8 protein-coding genes and 1 riboswitch are annotated in these 17,517 nt (G+C 38.0%); of the genes, 4 read left to right on the top strand and 4 right to left on the bottom strand.

The genetic code is table 11. The annotated features are described in order from the left end of the window. Positions 1 to 315 precede the first annotated feature (315 nt). Positions 316 to 511: riboswitch (cobalamin riboswitch) on the bottom strand. A gap of 153 nt (positions 512 to 664) precedes the next feature. Both AC0UMU_RS12725 and AC0UMU_RS12720 read right to left on the bottom strand, forming a co-directional pair. After that, a complete protein-coding gene (locus AC0UMU_RS12725; protein ID WP_288641809.1) occupies positions 665 to 1,783 on the bottom strand; it encodes an AI-2E family transporter in 1,119 nt (372 codons plus the stop codon). Between the two features lie 54 nt (positions 1,784 to 1,837). Next, positions 1,838 to 2,422: a thymidine kinase gene (locus AC0UMU_RS12720; protein ID WP_009319522.1), complete on the bottom strand. Its 585-nt coding sequence runs from the start codon at positions 2,420 to 2,422 to the stop codon at positions 1,838 to 1,840. Positions 2,423 to 2,605: 183 nt separating this feature from the next. Between AC0UMU_RS12720 and dacB the strand changes: the two genes are divergently transcribed. Beyond that, positions 2,606 to 4,054 (top strand): D-alanyl-D-alanine carboxypeptidase/D-alanyl-D-alanine endopeptidase, encoded by a 1,449-nt coding sequence (gene dacB, locus AC0UMU_RS12715; RefSeq protein ID WP_288641812.1) that lies wholly within the window; start codon positions 2,606 to 2,608, stop codon positions 4,052 to 4,054. A gap of 1,078 nt (positions 4,055 to 5,132) precedes the next feature. Further along, positions 5,133 to 6,674: a DUF6562 domain-containing protein gene (locus AC0UMU_RS12710; protein WP_278716791.1), complete on the top strand. Its 1,542-nt coding sequence runs from the start codon at positions 5,133 to 5,135 to the stop codon at positions 6,672 to 6,674. Between the two features lie 338 nt (positions 6,675 to 7,012). Here the strand turns inward: AC0UMU_RS12710 and AC0UMU_RS12705 are convergent, their stop codons facing one another. Continuing rightward, positions 7,013 to 8,311 (bottom strand): glycoside hydrolase family 99 protein, encoded by a 1,299-nt coding sequence (locus tag AC0UMU_RS12705; RefSeq protein ID WP_278716790.1) that lies wholly within the window; start codon positions 8,309 to 8,311, stop codon positions 7,013 to 7,015. A gap of 196 nt (positions 8,312 to 8,507) precedes the next feature. After that, the gene (locus AC0UMU_RS12700; RefSeq protein ID WP_288641816.1) at positions 8,508 to 11,864 is read right to left on the bottom strand and encodes a glycoside hydrolase family 2 protein; all 3,357 of its coding nucleotides are present in this window, start codon (positions 11,862 to 11,864) and stop codon (positions 8,508 to 8,510) included. Between the two features lie 567 nt (positions 11,865 to 12,431). Here AC0UMU_RS12700 and AC0UMU_RS12695 point away from each other — a divergent pair. Both AC0UMU_RS12695 and AC0UMU_RS12690 read left to right on the top strand, forming a co-directional pair. Next, entirely contained in the window at positions 12,432 to 16,067 is a 3,636-nt protein-coding gene (locus AC0UMU_RS12695) for a glycoside hydrolase family 2 TIM barrel-domain containing protein (RefSeq protein WP_270214565.1), read from the top strand. 112 nt (positions 16,068 to 16,179) lie between these two features. Beyond that, positions 16,180 to 17,406, top strand: a complete 1,227-nt coding sequence (locus tag AC0UMU_RS12690) for a glycoside hydrolase family 99 protein (protein WP_278716787.1) — start codon at positions 16,180 to 16,182, stop codon at positions 17,404 to 17,406. Positions 17,407 to 17,517 lie beyond the last annotated feature (111 nt).

The following is a 17,517-nucleotide window of genomic DNA, read 5'->3' as shown; positions in this document are numbered from 1 at the left end:
CTCGCCGCGATTGGCTACCAATATCTTCTTTATCATTGTTTTTTGTTAATTATGTCGTTATAACATAGGGTTTAAAAAATATAAAAAAACAGTCCGGCATTTTCCGGACAAGATTTATGTAAATATTTTAAATGATTGAGTGATCGGACGTAATAGTTTTGCAGATCGTCCAGTTCAGTAGAAGTATATAAATAATTATCCGCATTATCGGATCGGTTGATAAAAGAAATATCACATCGCGGACATATCTTTTTCATAAATTGCAAAAATTGAAATCAATAATTTTTTCGCATTTACACTCTAATCCTCGAGAATGCAAACCTTTAATGAATGGCAGGTCTTCTGACTTACTCCCATTCTGAAGCCTTCCCGGTCATAGACCAGTGGCTCGGTTTTTTCAGAATGTTGAATAGAGCTTCACAGCAGCGGGACTGTTCGGGATTTGCACCCGATTCCCTTTTAATTTGCTTTTACGAAAAGGAAAAGCAAAACCAATTCGGCGGCAAATATAGGGATAAATTTTAATTTATGAGAATATGTCGGGAAATATCGATGGCGGAATATAGCGTACGATATAGCACTTATGGGGCTTATTCCTTGATTATAATCGGTTTATTTTTGAATGGATTTATGAATATTTTTTGTCGGAAAATTTATATAGACTCTACGATATTTTTCGTATGTTTTTTTTCTTTTCTTTTTCTGGATCTTCTTTTAAGATGTATTTTTGATAATAAGCCAACACGAGCGATGTGAGAGGAAGTGCTATAATCATGCCGATAACACCGAGCAGAGTTCCCCATATTGACAGAGATAGAAGTATAATTGCCGGATTTAATCCTGTGACATGTCCCATGATGCGAGGAACGAGAATTATATCTTGAATTAACTGTACTATGATGAAAACAGCCATGCATGCTGCGAACAAAAGCCAAAAATTTTGTCCTGATTCAGAGGCTTTTATCAGACATAACAAAACTGTCGGGATAACTCCGATGATTTGCAGGTAAGGCACCATATTTAGTAGTCCGATAAATAATCCCAATACGATAGCGAGGGGTAGTCCGACGATAAGAAATCCGATACTGAAAAGAATGCCGACTAAAAAGGCAACGAGAGACTGACCTCTGAAATACCGGTTCATGCTTACTTGCACGTCGGTGAGTATTCCCAATACAGTTCTGCGGTAACGGCGAGGAATGAGACCTCGAAAGCCGACGATGATCTTTTCATAATCGAGTAGGATAAAAAACAGATACAACAATACTATAAACCAACTTACAATGGTGATAATTTGGTTTACCGATCCGGTAAGAAAAGACCAGGCTTGAGTAACAGTTGTTTCGATCAATTTTTTCCAGTCTTCTTTATTCATCATTTGTGCGATCTGTTCGAAATCGATTTTTTCCCGGATATAATCGTGCCAACTTTCAGGAAGAAAAGGTATCGTATTATCCGTTGATATATAATTATGAATGAGAATTTTCATTTTATCCATCTCTTCTATAATAGATGGTATGAAAATCCATCCGAGCAATCCGAAAAAAAGAACGACCGACAATAAAGTTGCCGAGATCGCAACTACTCGGTTCTTGATGCGGCATTTATTATGAAAAAATTCTACAATCGGATGCATGAGGTAGGCCAGTAGCCATGCAACGAGAAATGGTAGAAGTGCACCTTTCAGCAAATTTATCAGATAGAACGTTCCGACAAGAATTGCTATACTGAATATGATTCGGGTAACCCGGTCAAAAGTGTAAGGACGGCGTGAAAGATACATGATTGCTCGATTTTAATTATACTTGATAATGAGTTGATATAACGGGTGTGAAATCTATTCTTGCGATGCATGTTTTTTATTATAGCACGTACGGCAAAGTGGCTGATATTCTCCTTTTTCACCCAATAAAACTCTTTTATCATTGTCTATAAGTCGGTGGGAGTAATTAGCTAAATGCCCGCATTCTACACAGATGGCATGAACTTTGGTCACTTCATCGGCAATTGATAACAAATAGGGCATAGGCCCGAAAGGTACTTTTTTGAAATCCATATCTAATCCCGCTACGATAACCCGTGTTCCTTGATCGGCAAGCTGGTTGCAGATATCGACGATGCCCTGATCGAAAAATTGAGCTTCATCGATACCTACGACATCTACACCGCTTGATAGTAATAGTATGCTTGCAGAACTATCTACCGGAGTCGATTGTATGGAATTGCTGTCATGAGACACGATCTCTTCTTCCGAGTAGCGTATATCGATAGAAGGCTTGAAGATTTCGACTTTTTGTCGAGCTATTTTTGCACGTTTGAGCCGTCTTATCAATTCTTCGGTTTTTCCTGAAAACATCGATCCGCAAATTACTTCTATGCGGCCGCGTTTATGAGTTTCGTAGTTTTCTTCAGAAAATAACATTTCGATTCTCTTATATTAAATAGTTCAAGAAGTTTTATATCTTGAAACAAATGTACGATACTTTTTTATTTTTTTGAACTATCCATTTCGATTTTGAGATATAAAATCGGAGTAAGATTGTATATTCTTTGAAAATCGGTTATTTTTGTTTTGAAAATCAGACATTTTAATATGAGTGCGATTATGAAACTAAAATATATTATTGTTTTCCTGTGGTCGGGATTGTTCTATTTTTCTTATGCCGGGATGGGTATATCTCGTTTTGTATCTTTGCCTGAATTGCGTTCTGCATCGGTAGGTTTTTGTATTATGGATATTGAAACGGGAGAAACAGTATCATCTTATGACTCTCAACGGCTACTTCTTCCGGCTTCGGCATTGAAGTTACTGACATCGGCAACAGCTCTCGGAATATATGGGGGAGAACATCGTTTTTATACCGATGTACAATATTCGGGGCATATCGGAAAAGACGGTGTGCTTTATGGTGATTTATATATTCAGGGATGTGGAGATCCGACATTGGGTTCGGAATATGGTACACGTCGGGTTTTTGATTTCCGGAATCGTTTGTTGAAAGAGCTTGAAAATGCAGGTATTCATCGTATAGAAGGGTGTATTATTGCCGATGACAGCCGGTTCGGCACAGAAGGAGTTTCGCCGAAATGGCTATGGGAAGATGTCGGGAATTATTTTGCGGCAGGTTGCTATGGCATTAATTACAGAGACAATACTTATCGTCTGATATTGCGTTCGGGGGCAAAAGGCTCGACACCTGTTATTATCGGAGTAGAACCGGAAATATCCGGATTAAGTTTTTCTAATCATCTTGTTTCGAGCAGTAATGCGATTGATAGTGCCTATATATACGGAGCTCCTTTTTCTTTACGGAGGTATATTTATGGGAGTATTCCGGAAAAACGGGATCGTTTTGTCATAAAAGGAGATTTACCTGATCCTGCTTTGTTTTTTGTAAATGAAATAACGTCTTTTTTAAAAGCTTCCCGAATCGAAGTAGCAGGTACACCTGTAACGATGCGTATATTGAATGAAAATAGCAAAACAAAACCTTTATCCGATAGGTCTATGCTGTTTCGTTATTCTTCAGACCGTTTATCTGATATTATCCGCATTGTAAATCATAACAGTAATAATTTGTATGCCGAAGCTTTATTGCGTTGGATCGCTTTGTCTCGTTATCCGGAAGCATCGGCATCGAAAGGTGTCGAGATATTGAAACATTTTTGGAAAGAGAAAGGTGTGGTTCTGGATGATCTTGTTATGTATGACGGTAGTGGTTTGTCTCCGGTAAACCGTATTTCTGCCGAAATGTTATGTCGGATACTCGATTTTATGGCTTCCGATAAAAATTTGCAGACAATATTTTATTCTTCGTTACCGTGTCCGGGAGTAAGTGGTACGGTACGTTCGTTTTTGAAAAATTCGTCTCTTTCGAAAAGAATGCGATTGAAAAGCGGCAGTATGGCACATGTGCAAAGTTATGCCGGATATTATGATTCAGGGAATAAAAGATATGCTGTGGCTATTATTGTAAATAACTTTTCCGGCTCTCGTTCTTATTTGCGTCGTGTGTTAGAACAGATGTTCGAGGACGAATTAAAATCATTATAACTTTGTTGTTTTTTGAAATAAACCGATTTAAATTTTGTTTGGTCTGATTTGAGCGTTTTTTTGAGGATGTTCTTTTGTTTTTATGAGGATGATAGTAGCTTATCTGACGAATAAGAGCGAAAAAGTAGACTGAGAAAGTTTCAAAGTTGAACTGATGAGATTTCTGTATTGGAAAATCTGAATAGCTTTTCAGAATACAAATAAAATAATAGATGTTTTATTATATTTGTAAATTATTAACCTTAAAGTGGCTTCTGTGAAAAAAGCTTGAAAAATAGATATATAAATATAGGGGAAAATTTGTTTTAATAGTTTTTTATTATTGCGGATATTCTATTGCAAATATTGTCTTTACCCTGTATTTACTTTTATTTTTATCATAAGAAGAACAAGAATTCATAGTTTATTTGTCTGAATTCTTACGTTTTTTTTGAATATTATTAGAAGAAATTATTGGCCAACTCACATGAACGTTTGTTAAAACGCAAATAATTTCTAACTTTGTGGTGTCGGAATTGGAGTAGAGACTTTTTATCCGATATACATGTTAGAGAAGCGTTTAGTTTTATCCTCGCTTTGAAAATCGCCAATTTTTAAAACATTGAAGGATAAACAGAACAAACGTTCATGCTTTTCCATTATAATCACGAGAGTGAATATATAAGGTTAGGCGTGGGTTGGCTGTTTATTTCAATGTGGGTGTTTGGCGATACCTCAAAGCGAGTAAACTGACAAATTCCCACGCTTTTTTTATGTTTTGTTTTATCTTAAGTGAAACTGCTGATTTGGGGAATTTATGGCGAAAAATCTTTAGATCATGAAAATAGTTTTGTCATTTAAGATGAAGAGTCCGATACATGGTTTACATGAATTAGTTGTGGCAGTAAATTCTTTGATGAAGTCTGTTGGTATCGTTATAGGTTTTACCTCTGGGAGTTATCTTAATAAATCTATTTTTTAAATCCATCTTGTTATTATTAAAAATTAATAAATGGCAAAAGTCTTAACTGCTTGTCATTTAGTCGAATATATTATTATATAATTGAATTGTGAAAAGATGTAAAAATAGGGCTTATTGTTGATAACTGCATTATTTTTATCGGGTATTGTATGGGCACAGGGAACATCCGAGACTCTCACTTCGTGCTTGAATAAAAATTACCCTGATTATGTGATTTTTTTGTCAGATAAAAAAATCGATTCTGTTTTTTATTGTGCCAATACTTCGATAGCCCCGGTTATTTTTAAAGTAAATAAGTACAAATTGTATCCCAACAAACAGTTGGATAGTATTGCTGATATATTACGACGAATACAACAATTAACGGCTGTTACTGAAATTTATACAGGTTCGATTGATAAATCTCAAAAGGACTATGCTTTAGGTTATGATAAAAGTGAGAATAACCGGACCTTGACGGTCGATTATTTAATGACCGATGCAACGGAACAGACTCCTATTCATTTTAAGTTTGAAGCATTGGACGGTACTTCGCTTATCAGTTCACATGATTTAAAAACAGATATTCCCATTCAACGCAATTGGTTAACAACAGTAATGGGTAATATTTTAACTACGGACGCGCAGTTAATTATCTCTATTGATGAAAATTTTGAGAATGATTGGATCGATGCTGAAGAATGGTGGAATCCGGCTGTAATTGTGCCGAAAGAACCTGCCTATGACGAGAGTACCCGAACTTATCATATCTATACGAGAGAAGAATTTGCCTGGCTACCGGATAATATCCTTGATATGATTACTAAAAAAGACGAGAGTGGTAAGTCCGTGAACGTTTCTATCCTATTGGAAAACGATATCGATATGAGCGGTGTTGAATGGAAACCTATTTATACTTCAGGAGAACCGACATACACAGTAGATGGTCAAGGGCATACTTTAAGGAATTTTTCTTTAAACGGAAAATTCGGAGCAGTGTATGAATATCAGATTTGGGGTATTACTCTCGGTAAATATAATGCGTATACGGGAGTTTGGGGTAAGTTTGAAGGTGTAATGAAGAATTTGACATTCGAGAACATTACTATTAATGGACTTGCCGATGATGAAGTGCATACGGATATTGACGGAAATCCGATAGATCATAGTAAAGAATATGCTTATTTTGCCGGTTGTGTGGGATATACCGGAGCAAATTATAGTACCGTTGCTCAATTTGAAAATGTACATGCAAGGCATATACACATTAAAGCGTCTACCGGGTTAACGACTCAGAACATCGGAGGACTGATCGGCTGGATCGGTGTAGGAGCTACTTGGTTAGATAACTGTTCTGCCAAAGATATTTATTTAACTGGTTATCAGGCTGGAGGATTAGTCGGCCAAATTGTCGGTGGAAGGGGTGTCGCTATTAAAAATTGTCAGACGGAAAATATCCATATCCGTTTGAGAAGCCGTTCGGGAATATCAGGATTTATTGGACAATATAACGATGGTGCAGGATCGAAAATAGAAAATTGTGTTTATCCAGTACATGTTGAATATATCGATGATAAAAATGGAGTATTGACAGATTATGAGCCTGCAAATAATTATTATGGTTCATGTAGTAAAAATAAAGACAAACTTGTCATAACTGCCCCGATTACTTTACTATGATACAATTGTGGGGGTGTGCTGAACTAAGGTAAAGTTATAGATTGTAACTGATAAACATAAAAAGTCGTATCACTACTTGAAATGAAGTGCACCCCAAAAGTTTTGTGTCTAACTTTTGGGGTGCACTTCAAAAATAGAGTTGATACGGCTTTTTTATAGTCAATGGAAGGAATCAAGTTTTAAATTGAAAGTTTCTCTTAAATTGGGTTTTGGTACATTTTCATATTTATTTTCAGTTGATAAAGTTATAATAAAAAAGGACTGTCTAAACAATAATAGTTAAGACAGTCCTTTGACATGTGTAGTTGTGTATTTGTGTGTGAATTGTATATCTTATTTTAGTTTCGTTCCGGCATTTTTTTTGTCAGGGGTATCTCTTTTCGTAACATTTGAGTCGCTTTACCGGTAAGCCATAGATAATGATCCGAAGGTTTTCCGTCCATTCCGATAAATTGAGATATTTTAGTTACAGGAGGTGTATCGGTACATTTAAATATTGCAGTACCTTCGTCTATTTCATCGAACATCGCCACATATATCATTTCTCCTCCGGCTTTCATGGCATTATACATTTGATCCCAGAAAAATTTTCCTCCTTGGCGCGGTATCGAACCTGATGGCTTTATATCATCGGGAAATTGAATCGTACTTAAATTGTGCCAACTAAATCCCGGAGTAACACAAGGTACATAATCTATTTTGTTCTTTTTACACCATTGGATATCGGCTTTGGTCTCGTCATGATAACGGTCCATATCGTTATGTAATAGTGGTGTGTAGCGTTGTACGGTCCATGGTAATAATAAATCTGCTTTTTTGATTATCGTATGCAGATAAGGATCGTTGGTACAGTCAAAATTCAAGTCGCGCCAAGCTGTAGGAACTCCTAACATTACAGCACAGCCTCCATATACCGGATCATTTTGTAAAAAATCGATTAATTTTTCTATACCTATTTCATTAACCTTATATGGACGGTCTGTAAAGCCTAATCCCCATATGGCAACTATCGGTTTTTTGTTGTGGTGCAGATATGTTTTATTCCCGTTTTGGTTTGTAACATTTAGTTTATCGACCAGATATTTCCAGTCTTCGATAATAACCGAGCAATCTTCTTTTTTGTGTCTTAATCCTGACAAGTCGTACATAATAGCTATGGCTCGATCATATTTCGAAGCAGCGTCAAATGCATTTTTGAGAATGATATCGGGTAGTGATTGTTCACCTCTTCCCCGTGCATAATCAAAAAAGCGCTGCATAAATACTCCGTCTATGCCATATTCTTTCATCCATTTGAAATGGAGATCTGTCGTGCTGGCATCATAGGAACTGAATATACGGGCTGTAGATCCGTCAGCATTTTTAAATTCTGTGGGATAAGTTTTTGAATATTCCCTTACATCGGGCCAAATATCTATGTGGCAACTTCCGTCTTTAAAACCGTTTTTACCTGCCATGTGACGGTAGCTTCCGCTTTTTCCGTCCTCCGGAGTTCCGAACCAACCTTGATATCCCGCCATAATCATCCCTTTATAACTTGGATATTTGGTCTCTTTAGCATGTTTTGTCGCACCTTGCATGGCCGGGATTATAAGGTAAGAACACATTGCAAGAGTTAAAATTTTCAGCACTTTCATTTTTTATTTTTTGTCGTGTCGTTATTAAATTTTGTGCTTCAAAGGTATTTGGGAACACTTAATAAAAGGACATTAACTCTATTAACAGAAGTATAAAAAAGCGATTAAATTGATTTTTTCACTTGATTAATAATAAAAACCGCTCTTTTTATAATGAAAAAAAGCGGTTTTTATTATTTCTAAGAGAAATCTCTCTTTAAGGTTTTTCTAATACCGAATCCATTTCTTCGGCAAGATAATCCGGTTGATTACAGATTAAACGTCCGTTGAAGAACCAACCGCCTCCGCCTTGAATAGCTTTGATAAGGAAGTGATTCCAGCCTTGGTGCAAAGGCAACCCTTTTGATACGGCTTTACCACCTTCGATAGGGCCTTCGCGAAGATTACTGATGATCATTTTTCCGTTCAACCATACTTGTACGGCATCATCAGCAGCTACTTCGAGATCGACGACAGGCATGTTCGGTTCTATAAGCAGGTCATCTAATGGTCTCGGGCTGAATACCCAGAAACTCATGTATGTTTCGGCATTTTGAGTAGGTCCGTCCAGTTTTGCTTGTTTAAAATCTATCAGACCGCTTTGCGAATGGTATTTTTTCCAAGCTTTCCCATCGAGCATCGTATTTTCCTTAATACCATCGGCTTTCGATAAATCTACACGATTAACCTTTCCTGCCTCTTTTACAGAAGCGACAGGATAACTGCCACTCATTAGAACACGTACGATTTCTCCTGATTTCAATAACGGTTTACCTGAGTCGCTACCTGATCCTAATTCAATGCCCATATTGGTAAGAAGTGCCCGAACGGCTTTTTCCGCTTTAGCACCGCGGGGTGCGGCAGGAATCGTCGTAACGACTAAGTTTCCTTGTCCCATTTTCTTTTTAAGCATTACGATGCCTTCTGGTTTACTTTCTTTTTCGGTACGTAAAATCATACCTGTCTTGGCATATTCCGGTTGTTTGTTCCATTTCGTCCAGTCCGTATCGCATGCCTTAAGCAATGTCGTGCTGTTTTTTACTAAAGAACCACCTAATCCGACTGTCGTAAATTCTGCCGGATGTAATTCAGAGAAATAGAGATCGGCTTCGGTAAGCCCTGAAGTAATATCGTCCGGAGTACCGAATACCAAAGACGTTGCTTTACGATCGGTTATTACTACCGGAGACGGTAATATTTTATTCAGTTCATTTACTTTTTTCGGATCAGCTCCCCAAACAACTACCGTACCGCCTTTAGCATATACTTTTTGCATAACAGATGTAGCATTTGCCGGAATATTTGCACCATCGATGATCAGCAGTTCGGGTACGGTTTCGGTATCCATTTTCTTTACAAGAATGCCGGTACGGAACAATTCACTGCTTAATTTTCCGCTTTCGGGTAATATTTTTATCGATTTTACTTTCTTTACGTTAGCGGCTTTTGCCGGAGTTACATTTTTGACAACCCATTTGCATGGTTGCATGGGTTCGGCATTTGCTGCTTTTATTGCATCGAACATCGGCCAAGTTTTATATAGAGGCAGAGACGGGTCGTAACCCGGATTAACAGTTGTGCTGTATGGTCCGATACGTTCCGGTTGAACTCCCGGTTTCCCTTCTACGAAAGAAGTAAATGCTATACCGTCTTTTAATGTGGGAGCTTTTGTCTGGTCTTTTAATCCGAGAGGCAGAGGTTGTAGCCCGTACCAAATTAAATTAAATACGCTTCTATAGCTGGCGTTGTATTTACGTTGGTTTGCTAATGAGTTATAAGCATCTACAGCAACACTTTCCATACGTCCTTCAAATGAACGGTAAGCTCGACCTCCGTCTTTTGCTGCGTTAGAAACTTGTTCAGGAGTTCCGTAATATGCATTACAAGCTTCTCCGACACCCCAAGGTTTTCCACTTTCATAAGCTCTTTTCATAGCTCCTTCTCCACCGTAGTGAACCATGTAGAACGGAAGTAGTCCGCGACCATCGTCTTCCCCGTCAGCGGAAGCCCATGCACGTGAAGGATCATATTTGAAACAGATGTCAGACCAAATTTTGAAATGTTTTACCAAATTGTCTTCTAATCCCGGAGCATTACGCATGACACCACGAATAATAGGCATGATTTCGTTCGAAACACTCCATCCGAATACCGAAGGATGATTGCGGTCACGCAATACGAGTTGTTTCATGTGTTCTTCACTGCATTTCCAGAATTCTTCACTGCCTAGTTTTTGACCTCCGTCACTGGCCCACATCGCGCTTTCGTCCAATACTAATATACCCATTTCATCGGCAACATCGAGATAGAATGATGGGAACGGTTGTGCGTGCAGACGAACAGCGTTGCAATTAGCATCACGCAATGCGGTGTACCAGGCCCAAGGATAACGACGTGTCATTTGGGGAATGCCCATATAATGCCATGAATCTCCTTTTAAAACAAAAGGTTTACCGTTCAACCAGAATTTTCCGTCTTTCAGCTCGGTTTGTCTCCATCCGAAACGGGTGTATTTGCTGTCGTTTGTCTTTCCGTTTACCGAAGTTTTTACAACCAGGCCATACAAATTGGGAGATGAAGGCGACCATAATTTTAATTTATTGTCAACGGTCGTTTTCAGTGTCGTTTTTATCTCTTTTCCTGCAGGTATGGTTACTTTTTGAGTCGGCATTTGCAATGCTGCTTGACTTCCTAACTGAGAACTTGGATTTGCGGCTGTAAGAACAGTTTTCCCTGCTTTCGAAATCCATGGGTAGGCCGCTGCGCTGATATTTACTTCAACCGGTTTATTTTCATCATTGCGAAGTGTCACTTCAACTTCTAATGTGTTTTTATTTACGATAGGTTGAATATATACATCTGCTACACGGGTTTGAGGCAGGGCTACGAGATAGACATCTTGCCAGATTCCGGCGATGTGTTGTCCCCAGAATGAACCGCCTTGATATGTTCTCCGTCCCAACGGACTTTTTCTGTCATCGAAAAGAGACGATTTTTGAATACCTACGTTAAGAGTATTTTCCTGTCCGAATTTGACGGCATCGGTAATATCTATGTCGAAAGGCATGAAAATATCAAAATTGTCGCCTACAGCTTTTCCGTTAACATATATATCTGTTTTCCCGGCAACAGCTTCGAAGTGGATTTGAATTCTTTTACCTTTCCAAGAAGCCGGAACGGTGAACTTCTTCTGTAACCATCCCATTTTTATCGATTCCCATTCTTTAGGGTAACTCGGATATGTGCGGTGGTCTCCACCTAATCCGTTTTTATCGGCAAAACTGTTGACATTCCAAGGTGACGGAATGCGAATCGGGGTTTTGCTGAATGTTACTTCATTTACTCCGGGTAAAGCTGGTGCAGGGGTTTCACCTTCTTTGAACCCAACCGGTAATTGTACAGGGGCAAAGGCCCATGTGCCGTTTAGGCAGATTTCTTCTCGATAAGGTTTTTCTACCGGTTTGACCCAATGCTCCGAAGGAGCGAACTCCATACTGCTCTTTATTGTCTGTCCTGTTATAGGAACAGCAGCAAACAACAAGCATAATGCAGTTAAAAAACTGTGTTGTTTCATAATGATTTATTTTTGTTAGTGTGTATTAAAAAAAATAATATTTCGATTTAATGTCCACAAAATAAGAAGGAGTGTATTAAGTAATCTCATTTTTCACGATTAAATTTGAACTAAAAAAATATTTATGTGCTTTTTAATTTCTATTTTTATGAATAAATATTTTTTTGATACTGTCATTGCCTGTTTTATAATGAAGTTTTAGAGGAAGTTCAAATTTCCCGATAAGGAAATATTATTCGGTCTTTTTCTCATTTTTACGCTCAAGAAAGCTTGTTGTTCTCCTCATAAAAACATCCTCAGAAAGAACCCTCACCCCAGACCTAGGCAAAATCTCGACAGGGACTTAGATTCTTTATTTTATTGATTAATTTTTATCCTAATGTGATATTAAGAACGATTTAAGGCATTATTAATCCAAAATTTAAGATAGTGCATTTTTCTTTGTATCTTATTAATAATGCATGGAAAACCTCATTTGTTTTGATCATTCTTTAGGTTCATAGAACATGTATCGAATTATATTAGAAAACACTAAATATAAACATCTTCAAATAAATAATAACTAATATGCAAACACACTTAAGAACTCTAAGTTTGGGATTGGCTCTGAGTCTGGGACTCGGACAACTAAGTGCCCAAAATGGCGTTTTCAAAGAAAATTTCGCGACCGATGGGATGACTCTTAAAACTATCGGTAGAGGTGATTGCCATGTAAAAAATGGCGTTTTTAGCAGTCGGGAATCTTATGCTCTTTTCGGAAATCCCGAGTGGAAAAATTATTCGGTGACTTTTAAGGCGCGAGCTCCTAAAGGCAGTGAGCAGGTGCAGATATGGGCAGGTTTTCGAGCTCATAATCGTAATGACCGTTATATTGTCGGGTTAAAAGGCGGACTGCAAGATGATATTGTTCTTGCCCGTCAGGGATATATGGGTACTGATGAGTTTTTTGCCGTAAAACCTCTCGGATTTCACCCGATTCCAGGAGAATGGTATAAATTTAAGATCGATGTAGTCGGGGATCGTATAAGGGTTTATATCAATGATGAAAATACTCCCCGTATAGATGTGACTGATAAAAACTCAAATTTAGCTCCCAGTGGTCAGGTTTCTCTTGGTGGCGGTTGGTTGACTACCGAGTTTGATGATCTTGAAATTAAAGAGCTTCCCGAGAATTATTTTCAGGGAATAAAACGCCAGGAATATAAATATGCTATGTCTCCGGCTGAAAAGGAGGCTAAACGGCAAAGAGAAAGAAGCCAATATAAAGCAATTGAAGTGGGAACTCTAAATCCGGGGCGAACAGAAATCAGTCTTGACGGTCAATGGTTATTTATGCCTGAATATCAGTTGAGTGATCAGGATAAGGCCGTAAATCCGGCTGTGGAAGATAAAGATTGGCATTCGATGAGCGTTCCTAATTTCTGGAATCCTATTCGAATTTGGCTTCACGGAGAAACATTCGGCTCTGAACATTACCCGAAAGGTGTTTCAGATACCTATTTTCAACAAGAGACCGAACGTTGTGAAAATTATACTTTCGAATATGGAAAAGTAAAAGCAGCTTGGTATCGTCAATGGATAGAATTGCCCGAATCGATAGAAGGTAAACAAATTGAATTGCATTTTGATGCTGTGTCTAAGGTTGCAGATGTATTTATTAACGGGAAAGAAGCCGGTTCGCATATTGGTATGTTCGGTGATTTTTCGGTCGATGCCACTCCATATTTAAAGCCGGGTAAAAATCTTATTGTTGTTAAAGTAGTTCGTGATTTTATAAAAAATATAGCGGATGCAGATAAAATTGTGGATGTTGCCGTGACAGTTCCGGTAACTAATAAAATGTTGAAAGATATTGCTCACGGTTTCTATTGTATCGATAATGGAGGAATATGGCAACCTGTGCAAATGGTAATTACAGACCCTGTAAAAATAGAGGATGTATTTATCAAGCCTTCTCTTACCGGAGCTGATTATGAAATCACTTTGAAGAATTACGGTAAGAAAAAACAGTCATTCGATATTAACGGTAAAATTATCGATAAGTCGAACAATGTGCAGTTGAGCGATGTCCTTTTACAGAAAGGGGTAACATTAAATCCGGGAGAGGAAAAAATTGTTATGGCGAGTGTGAAAGGTTTACAACCTAAATTGTGGACACCACAGCACCCTAATCTGTATAATTTTAAGTTTTCTTTGAGTAATAAAAAAGGTGCAATCGACAGTAAAACTATTACTTCAGGATTCCGTACTTTCGAAAAGCGTGATGATGGTTTTCTGTATTTGAATGGCAAACGTTATTGGCTGAGAGGTGGAAACCACACTGTTTTTGCTTTGACGCCGAATGATCGTCGTATGGCTGATACTTTCTATCAAATAATGAAGAGCGGTAATATAGAAACTACCCGTACTCATACTACTCCTTATAATGAGTTATGGATTACTGCTGCCGATGAAAACGGTATAGGTATAAGTCATGAAGGAACTTGGCCTTGGCTGATGATTCAGTCTTCTATGCCAGACCAGAATTTGATCGATATGTGGGCAGACGAATATATCGGTATGTTGAAAAAATATCGTAATCATCCGTCTATTTTCTTCTGGACTATCAATAATGAGATGAAATTCTATGATAATGATCCGGATAAAGACCGAGCGATCAAAAAAATGCAGATTATCGAAAAAGTAGTAAAAAGAATGCGTGAAGTAGATCCTACTCGTCCTATTTGTTTCGATTCTAATTATAAACGTCCGGAAAAACGCTTTGGAAAGGATTTTTTCAAAACGTTTGATGATGGAGATATAGATGACGATCACTCATATATCAATTGGTATGATCATACTGTGTTTAAACAGTTTAATGGTGAATTCCAGAAAAATAAACGTGAAGGCCGTCCTTTGATCAGTCAGGAGATGTCTACCGGATATCCGAACAATGAGACTGGGCATCCGACAACATTCTATACGTATGTACATCAGAATCCTCAGGTATTGGTGGGAGATGATGCTTATCCTTATGGAGATCCGAATGCATTCCTTGAAGCACATCGTTTCATTACCGCCGAGTTGGCAGAAGCTCTTCGTCGTAGCAATCCGGAGGCATCAGGTATTTTACATTTTGCATTACTTACTTGGTTTAGAAATGTGTATGATGTAAATACCATCGATCCTTATCCTGCATATTATTCTATGCAAAATTCATTGAACCCTCTTTTGGTTTCGGCCGAATTATGGGGACGCCATTTATATGCCGGATCTACATTGCCTGTTCGTTTTTGTGTCGTGAATGATTTGGAAGATGGTAGTAGCGTACCGGCTTCTACTATTACATGGAGTCTTATAAGTGCAGGACAGGTGTTGGCAAAAGGTAATGTTGATGTTCCGGTTGTTGAACATTACGGACGTCAATGGATGACTGCCAATATCGATGTGCCTTCTAATTTACCTGAATCCCGTGTGGATGCTAAGTTGAAGCTTGAGTTGAAAGATAAAGGTGGAGTATTGTTGAGTCAAAATGATTATAATATTACTTTGGCAACCCAAGAGTGGAGTAATAACGGAGAACTGAAAGATAAGAAAATCGTTTTGGTAGATAATAACAATACTGCTAAAGTATTTGACCAATTGCAGATACCTTATACTAAGGTCGCTACTGTTGCAGAGGCAGTGAAAGCAAAAGCCGATCTTTATGTTTATGCCGGATTGGATGATAAGAACTGTTCTGCAGAAGAATTGTCAAATATGAGAAAATCAATTCAAGATGGTAAGAATGCTCTTTTCTTGAATTGTGAAAAAGCGATGTTGAAAATGTACCCAGAACATTTTACCGGATTTCTTGTTCCGACAGAAGGGGATATTGCAACGATGGAAGTTCCCGAATCTCCCGTATTCGATAATATAGAAAAAATGGATCTTCGTTATTTTAACAATAACAAGCGTGAGATTCCGACAGTTTGTAGTGCTTCGATGCAAACTGTACGGAGTGAGAAAGTCGTTCCTTTAGCAGCTCAAATGAAAATCCACGGTTATATTAACGGCGATATGCATAAACGTTCTGAATACGTATCGACGATTAAAGGATTCCCCTTGTTGATGATTCAAGATCAAGGTAAAGTCATGGTTTCTACTATGCGTACCGATAAAGCCGCAACAGATCCTATTGCAGGAAAATTACTTTCAAATATGGTTAGTACCATGCTCAAGTAAGATATGATAACATACAATTAGTTAGAACTGTGTCACGACAATTTTTTAGGAAAGAATCGTGACATAGTTTTTTAAATAGTACACACACTTTTATATTTAATTTTATTGATAGATGAAGAAAACTTTTTGTGTTTTATTGGGGATACTTATTTTTTGTACTGCCGGGATTGAGGCCAAGAAGAAGTATTCTTCTTATAAAGGATTAATAATGGCCGGCTACCAAGGTTGGTTTAATACTCCGGATGACGGTGCGAATCGAAAATGGAGACACTATCCCGGAAGACAGGGATTTAAACCCGGTTCTTGCAGCATAGACATGTGGCCTGATGTCAGTGAATATGAGAAAGTATATTCTACACCGTTCCGTTTTGCAGACGGAGGTGTGGCCTCGGTATTCAGTTCTTATGACGAATCTACGGTCGATACGCATTTTCGTTGGATGAAAGAGTACGGTTTAGATGGGGTATTTATGCAACGATTTGTAGGAGAAGTGAAAAATCCTTCGGGAAGAAACCATTTTAATAAAGTTTTGGCTTCGGCTACAAAAGCTGCCGATAAATATGATCGTGCAATTTGTGTTATGTATGATCTTAGCGGAATGAAGGGAACGGACGCATCGTTTGTTTTGGATGATATAGATGAACTTACACGTTTATTTAATATCGGAAATCGGAAAAAGAATCCTTCTTATTTATTCCATAACGGTAGACCGCTTGTCGTGATTTGGGGAGTGGGATTTAATGATCGTCGCAGATATACTACTGAAGATGTCGAGCTGATTGTCGATGGACTTAAAAAACGGGGTTTTAGTGTGATGTTGGGAGTTCCTACTTATTGGAGAGAATTGAGGTCTGATACGGAGAATAATCCGAAACTTCATGAATTGATTCGTAAAAGCGATATTATAATGCCTTGGTTCGTTGGACGTTATGATGACCGGAGTTTTGGGAAGTTCAAGCATTTAGTCCCTGAAGATATTGCTTGGTGTAAAAGCAATAAGATAGATTATGCACCTTTGGTTTTTCCCGGATTTTCATGGAAGAATATGAAAGGCATGAACAGCCATTCTACACCGAGAAATAAAGGTCGGTTTTTATGGGATCAAATGTATAATGCCGTAAGTTCCGGAGCTGAAATGATTTATGTAGCTATGTTCGATGAAATGGATGAGGGCACGGCCATATTTAAATGTGCAACAAAAGTACCGATTGGAGAATCTGTTTTTGTCCCGATTGAAGAAGGCTTGTCGAGTGATCATTATTTGTGGTTGGTAGGGCAGGGGAAAAAGATGTTGAAAAATCCGAAAGGCTTTTCTTCGGAACTTCCTGTCAGAAAATGATGATATTATTACTTGAATATTTAGTTTAATAAAAAGAGTCGATTCATCAAAGTTTTTGACATGAACCCCAAAAGTTGGACAAAAAACTTTCGGGGTTTTGTTATGTCTAAA

It is taken from the genome of Coprobacter fastidiosus (genome assembly GCF_982245605.1).
Note: the sequence above shows the minus strand (reverse complement) of the source record. Positions and strands in the feature narration are given on the sequence as shown.